The organism is Streptomyces sp. A0958 (assembly GCF_004795035.1).
Classification (GTDB): Bacteria; Actinomycetota; Actinomycetes; order Streptomycetales; family Streptomycetaceae; genus Streptomyces.
This window is the reverse complement of the sequence record NZ_SSBK01000052.1, coordinates 26179-32231: the sequence shown is the minus strand read 5'-3', so window position 1 is coordinate 32231 and position 6053 is coordinate 26179. Positions and strand designations below refer to the sequence as shown.

The 6053-nt window shown below is 74.5% G+C and carries 6 protein-coding genes; 2 read left to right on the top strand and 4 right to left on the bottom strand.

The window, feature by feature from the left end:
* Positions 1 to 1695, top strand: a 1695-nt coding sequence (locus E6P78_RS30515; protein WP_276607240.1) for a carboxylesterase family protein, incomplete at its 5' end; no start/stop codon positions are given.
* Positions 1696 to 1716: 21 nt separating this feature from the next.
* Here the strand turns inward: E6P78_RS30515 and E6P78_RS30510 are convergent.
* A complete protein-coding gene (locus tag E6P78_RS30510) occupies positions 1717 to 2679 on the bottom strand; it encodes a CopD family protein (protein ID WP_136206872.1) in 963 nt (320 codons plus the stop codon).
* Positions 2680 to 2714: 35 nt separating this feature from the next.
* Positions 2715 to 2930, bottom strand: a complete 216-nt coding sequence (locus tag E6P78_RS30505; RefSeq protein ID WP_136206868.1) for an EF-hand domain-containing protein — start codon at positions 2928 to 2930, stop codon at positions 2715 to 2717.
* A gap of 142 nt (positions 2931 to 3072) precedes the next feature.
* On the opposite strand from E6P78_RS30505, the gene E6P78_RS30500 reads away from it, so the two are divergent.
* On the top strand, positions 3073 to 3711 hold the full coding sequence (locus E6P78_RS30500; protein ID WP_136206867.1) for a GNAT family N-acetyltransferase: 639 nt from the start codon (positions 3073 to 3075) through the stop codon (positions 3709 to 3711).
* Positions 3712 to 3745: 34 nt separating this feature from the next.
* Here E6P78_RS30500 and E6P78_RS30495 read toward each other — a convergent pair whose 3' ends face one another.
* Together E6P78_RS30495 and E6P78_RS30490 are read right to left on the bottom strand one after the other, a co-directional pair.
* Positions 3746 to 4930: a YncE family protein gene (locus E6P78_RS30495; RefSeq protein ID WP_136206866.1), complete on the bottom strand. Its 1185-nt coding sequence runs from the start codon at positions 4928 to 4930 to the stop codon at positions 3746 to 3748.
* Positions 4930 to 5733: a polysaccharide deacetylase family protein gene (locus E6P78_RS30490; protein WP_136206865.1), complete on the bottom strand. Its 804-nt coding sequence runs from the start codon at positions 5731 to 5733 to the stop codon at positions 4930 to 4932. Before E6P78_RS30490 ends, E6P78_RS30495 begins: the two co-directional genes overlap by 1 nt.
* Positions 5734 to 6053: the final 320 nt, after the last annotated feature.

The window sequence follows — 6053 nt, the reverse complement described above, 5'->3', positions numbered from 1 at the left end:
TGGGTCGGCGCCGGCGAGGCCCGCGCCCTGGCGTCCGTGCCGGCCGGCACGGCGTTCTCGGTTCCGCCGGTGCTCTTCGCCAAGATCACCGACGAGGACCTGGAGGCCTGGCGTTCGCGTTTCGGCGGCCACACCTGGACGCCCGCGCGGGTCCGTGATCTGCTGGACCGGACGCCCCGACGACCACGGAAGGGCCGATACGCCATGACAGCGGCACCCCCTCCGACATCCGGGCCGTCCGCCGGGCGGGCCGCCCCGCACGCCGACACCGTCCACGGGACCGTCCGGGGCGCGTACGAGCGGGGCGTTGCCGTGTTCCGGGGCATCCCGTACGCGGCGGCCCCGGTGGGCGCCCTCCGTTTCCGACCGCCCGAACCGCCGGAGCCGTGGACCGGGGTGCGGGCGGCGGTGGACTACGGCCCGACCGCGCCCAAACGGCCGTACGCCCCGCCGCTGGACCGGCTGCTGGCCGATCCCTCGGTGCCGGGCGAGGACTGCCTCAACCTGAACGTGTGGACGCCGTCCCCGGACCGCACCGGGCTGCCCGTCCTGGTCTGGATTCACGGCGGCTCGCTGCTGCACGGCTCGTCCGTCCTGCCGCTGTACGACGGGGCGGCGTTCGCCCGCGACGGTGTGGTGCTCGTATCGCTCAACTACCGCCTGGGCATCGAGGGGTTCGGGGTCTTCCCGGACGCCCCCGCCAACCGCGGCCTCCTGGACCAGCTGGCCGCCCTCGCCTGGGTGCGGGACAACATCGCGGCGTTCGGCGGCGATCCGCACCGGGTCACGGTGTGCGGCGAGTCGGCGGGCGCCATCAGCCTCGGGGCGCTGCTCACCGCTCCCCGGGCCCGGGGCCTGTTCCGGCGGGCCGTGCTGCAGAGCGGGGTGCCTGCCGCGGTGCCGGTGGCCGAGGGCCGCCGTACGACCGAACTCATCGCGAAGCGGCTGGGGGCGGCGGCGACGGCCGGGGCGCTGGCCGCCGTGGACCCCGCCGCGCTGCTGGCCGCGCAGGGCGAGGTGACGGCCGGCGGCTCCCCGCTGACCGGCGGCAACGCCTTCCGGATCGTGGTGGACGGCGAACTGCTGCCCCGCGATCCGGTGGAGGCCCTGTGCGACGGGGCTGCGTCCGGCGTCGACCTGCTGATGGGCTCGAACACCGAGGAGTACCGGCTATGGTTCGTCCCCAGCGGCCTGACCGAACGGCTATCCCGCGCGAGGCTCCGGCTGGCTCTGCTGAAGTTCCGGGTGCCGCGCGCGACCACCCGTACGTACCGCGCCAACCGGCCCGGTGCCACGCCGGGCGAACTGCTCGGCGCGCTCGCCACCGACCTGCTGCTGCGGGTACCGCTGAACCGGCTGGCCGACGCCCGGGCCGGCGCCCCCGGCTCCACCCGCCTCTACGAGTTCGGCTGGCCCTCCCCCGTCATGGGGCTCGGGGCCTGCCACGGCCTGGAGGTCGGCTTCGTCTTCGACACCCTCGGCGGACCCGACGCCGTGGCGCTGGCCGGGCCGGACGCCCCGCGCGAGCTGGCCGCCTCGATGCACGCGGCCTGGGTGCGGTTCGCGACGCACGGCGACCCGGGCTGGCCGGCCTGGGACGCCTCGCGCCCGGTGATGCGCTTCGGGCCCGGCGCCCCGGAGCTGGTGCGGGCCCCGCGCGACGACGAGCTGCGCGGCTGGCCGCCGTACCGGTAGCCGGGTGCCGGGGGCGGGGCGTCAGCGGGTGCTGAGCCAGTGCGGGTCGGGGACGACGGTCAGGACGGCCGACACCAGCACGACGGCCACCAGCGCGGCCACTTCGCGGCGCGCGGCCCGGTGGGCGGCGGCCGGGCCGGCCCCGCTCCGCAGCCGCCGGCGCGCGCTCAGGGCCAGGGCGCTCACCACCACCATCAGCACCAGCTTGGCCAGCAGGGTGCGCCCGTACGCCGAGGTGAGGACGGTGTCCGCCGGAAGCCTGCGCAGGGCGCTGCACGTACCGGTCACCGCGAGCGCCGCGTACAGCCACGCGGCGAGGCGCGCGTACCGGGCGAGCAGCGCGCGGGCCGCGTCCGGGGCCGCCCCCCACAGGCGCATGGTGCGCAGGACGTGGACGAGCCCGCCGGTCCACAGCGATGCGGCGGTCAGGTGCACGACGGTCAGCGCGGCACCCACCAGCGGGCTGTACGCCTCGGGGTGGGCCCGCAGCGCCTCCGCGCCGACGACCAGGGCGAGCGGCAGGGCGGCGAGGCCGGGGCGCCGGCTCAGGGCGCAACAGGCGGCGAGCACGAAGCCGTTGGCGGTCAGGAGGAGGAGCCCGCCCTCCCGCGTCGCGTACGTCTCGACCAGGCCGAGGTCGCTGACCCGGGCGAGCCGGGCGATCTGGCCCGCCGCCGCGGCGGCGCCGGCGGCCGAGGCCGCCGCGGCCCAGTCGCGCGGGACGGTGTCCGGGCGGCCGGGTGCGGAACGGGCGAGCGCGGTCGCGGCGAGGGCGCCCAGGTGCACGGCGAGGGCGCCGAAGAGGAGCGCCCGCAGCAGGGTCGCGGTTCCGGCGGCGGGAATGCGCAGCTCACCGGTGCCGTGGGTGGCCGCCGCCGCGCCCAGCAGGGCGGCCGCCACGGCGGGGGCCCAGACCGCCGCCACGGCGAGGACGGTGGCGGCGGACCGGCGGCGGGCGGGTGCGGGCGCACGGGCGGGAAGCACGGGCACCTCTCCCTCTCCCTGCCGCCCGCCTGGTCTCAGCCCTTGTTCTGCGCGGCCCAGAACTCGTCGAAGGTGAGGAGCCCGTCGCCGTTGGCGTCGTGGGAGTTGATCACGGCCTGGGCGACCGGCTCGGTGACGTGGGGGTCGCCCAGCTGAGCCATGACGCTCTTGTACTCGGCGGCCGAGATCAGCCCGTCGCCGTTCAGGTCGTACCGCTCGAAAGCCCTGCGCGCCGACTCGATGTCCGCCACGTTCCACCCCTTCGTATGACTGTCCGACGATGGTCAGATTAACGGGCGCCCAAAGTGGCCCTCGCGGCGGCCGGTGGCCGATCATGGACGGGCCGTCCGCCGTCCGGTGGCCGGTCAGCCGGAAGGGAGGCGCGGGGCGCCGATGAGCGAGGCACTGGCCCGGATTCTGGCCGACGCGGCCGAGGGGCGGTTCCCGCCGCCGGACGGTTCCACGACGGTGGTGGCGCAGCCCAACGCCCGGGACGCCGGGGTGCTGGCGTTCACCGCGCACTCGGTGGTGTTCACGGACGAGGACCCGGGGTGGGTGCGCGAGACGCTGGCCGCGACCCCCGGTGACGCGCTCGCCGCCACGATGAATCCGTACTTCCTGAGCGCGCTGCTGGCCCGGACCGGCCGCCACATGAACACGGTCGACCTGCTGACGGCCGCCCCCGCGCTGCCCGGTGTGCCGGAGCCGGCGCTGCGGGAGATCGAGGACCCGGAACACCCCCGGGTGGTGCGGGCGCTGAAGTACCGCGACGAGGTGCGGGTGTGGTCGGCCGAGGGCGGGGTGCTGATCCTGGGCCGGGGCGTGGCCGGGCGATGGGAGGCCGCGATCGAGGTGGCCGAGGAGGCGCGCGGCCACCGGCTCGGCGAGCGGCTGGCGCGGGCGGCCCGGCACCTGGTGCCGGACGCGGTGGTGTGGGCCCAGCAGTCGCCGGGGAACGCCCGCAGTGTGCGGACGTTCCAGGCGGCGGGCTACCGGCCGGTGGGTTCGGAGGCCCTGCTGACCGCGGGGTGAGCCACCGGCCGGTGCGCGGTTTCCCGGGTCGTGCTCAGCGGAAGACGCCGGTGTGGCCGAGCGAGTAGCGGCCGGGCTGGGGGTAGACGGCGAGGCCGTGCGGGCCGCTGCCCACCGGGATGCGGGCGAGCTGCTTGCCGGTGGTGGTGTCGATCGCGTACACCTCGGCGTCGTAACGGCCGGACAGCCACAGGACCTTGCCGTCGGCGGAGACCCCGCCCATGTCCGGGCTGCCGCCGTTCGGCAGGTGCCACTTCTTCGCCAGCTTCTTGTGCGCGAAGTCGAAGACGGAGACGGAGCCCTCGCCCCGGTTGGAGACGTACATCTCCTTGGCGTCGCGGCTGACGTAGAGCCCGTGGCAGCCCTTGCCGGTCGGCAGCAGCTTCGGGGTGGTGAACTCCTCCCCGTCCAGCACCCACATGCCGTCGGCCTTCATGTCCGCGACGTAGAACGTGCCGCCGTCCGGGGACAGCTTGACGTCCTGTGGCATGGCGCCGTCGAACGGCAGCTTCTGCTGGGCCACGACCTTCATCTTCTCGGTGTCGACCTTGAGGAGTTCGCCGGAGAACTCGCAGGAGACGATGAAGTAGCGGCCGTCGGCGGAGAAGTCGGCGTGGTTGACGCCCGCGCAGCCGACCGGCACGGCCTTGGCCGTCTTCATGGTGTGCGCGTCGCGGAAGACCAGCTCCCGGTCCATGGAGGCCATCACGATGGCGTACTTGCCGTTCGGCGTGAAGTAGAGGTTGTACGGGTCGGAGACGTCGACCGTCTTCCCCGGCTTCCCGGTCGCCGGGTCGATGGCGGTGAGGCTGTCGCCGAGGTCGTTGTTGACCCAGAGCGTCTTCAGGTCCCAGGACGGCACGACGTGCTGCGGCTGCCGGCCGACCGGGATGGTCTCGATGACCTTGTACGTGGCGGGGTCGATGACCGTCACCGTGTCGGAGTTGGTGTTGGGCACGTAGACGCGGGAGGGGAAGCCCTTGACGACCGGGGACAGCTTTCCGGGCGCGTCGGCCGCGTACACGTTTTTCGGGTCGAGCACCGGCGGCATCCCGGCGAGCCCCGGCGGCTCGGGCGGGGTGACGTGCCGGGCCCGGACGGTCGGGGTGGCGGTCTCGGAGGCGGGGGCGGCCTTGTCGGCGGAGGTGCCGCAGCCGGTGAGCACGGCGAGCAGGACGCCGCCGAGCAGGGCGGCGGTGCGTGGGGTGGTGGGAGGCATCAGGTCAGCAGCTCCGTGGTCGTCACCGCGCGCAGTCGGCGGCGGTCGATTTCGGTGAGGAGGAGGGGCAGCGCGGCGACCGTGTCCGCGTAGCCGAAATGCAGGCTCACCACCGATCCGTTGCGGATCTCACCGGCCACCTTGCGGGTGACGGCCGCGGCGCCGGGCGAGGTGAAGTCGAGGGAGTCCACGTCGTACGAGAGGACGTGGGGGTAGCCCGCCCGGGCGGCGAGCCGCTGGACGAGGGGCGTGGCGTACTGGGTGCGCGAGGGCCGGAACCAGGTGCCGATCGAGCCGGTGAGCCGGCGCAGCCGCTGGGCGCATCCGGTGATCTCCGCGTAGGCGCCGGTCTCGTCCAGCGAGGAGATGTCGATGTGGTTCTGGGTGTGGTTGCCGAGGTCGTGGCCGCCGTCGAGGATGCGGCGGGCCATCTCGGGGTGTTCGTCGAGCCAGCTGCCCACGGCGAGGACGGTGACCCTGGCCCCCGCGCGTTCGGCCTCGGCGAGCACGGTCCTGGCGATGGCGGGGTCGCCCTGGCCGTGGAAGGTGAGGGCGACGCGTGCCCGGTCGCGGGGGCCGCTGCCGATCTGTACCGGCTGCCCGGGGAAGCGGCGCGGGGCGGGCGCGGGGGCCGGCGCTCCGGCGGGGGTGGCGGCGGGGCCGCTCGGCGTCGCGTGGGTGACGGCCCCGGCGGCCAACCCGGCGGTGTCCCGCTCCCCGCAGCCGGCGGTGAGGGCGACTGCGGCCGCGGCTCCCGCGCGCAGGGCGCTGCGACGGTGCACCGGTGCGTCGGAGGTGTTCATGGCAGAACAGTAGGGGCGATATGCCCGGAACGTCCCGATCGACTCCGCCGACTCCCCCGACAGGCCCTCGGGGCACACGCCGTCCGCATGCTGGACGATCAAAGGATCATGCTCGGATACTCATGAGTATTCATGGATTTCCAGGCAAGTGACTCAGCACACCTGCGTTTCCTCGCGGAAATGACTTGATATACCCATAGATGCCCGCTTTGCGGCTTTGGCTAGGGAGTCGTCCGTCTGTCATAGTCAATGACACGACCCCCATTGACCCGGGCCGGGTCGTCGCGAGCGGCCGTGAACACACCCCCCATTTCACGGTC

What these genes read in the sequence shown, in the direction of transcription:
- E6P78_RS30490 (WP_136206865.1), bottom strand. Translation starts at nt 5,733, where the DNA reads ATGAACACCTCCGACGCACCGGTGCACCGTCGCAGCGCCCTGCGCGCG.
- E6P78_RS30500 (WP_136206867.1), top strand. Translation starts at nt 3,073, where the DNA reads ATGAGCGAGGCACTGGCCCGGATTCTGGCCGACGCGGCCGAGGGGCGG.
- E6P78_RS30495 (WP_136206866.1), bottom strand. Translation starts at nt 4,930, where the DNA reads ATGCCTCCCACCACCCCACGCACCGCCGCCCTGCTCGGCGGCGTCCTG.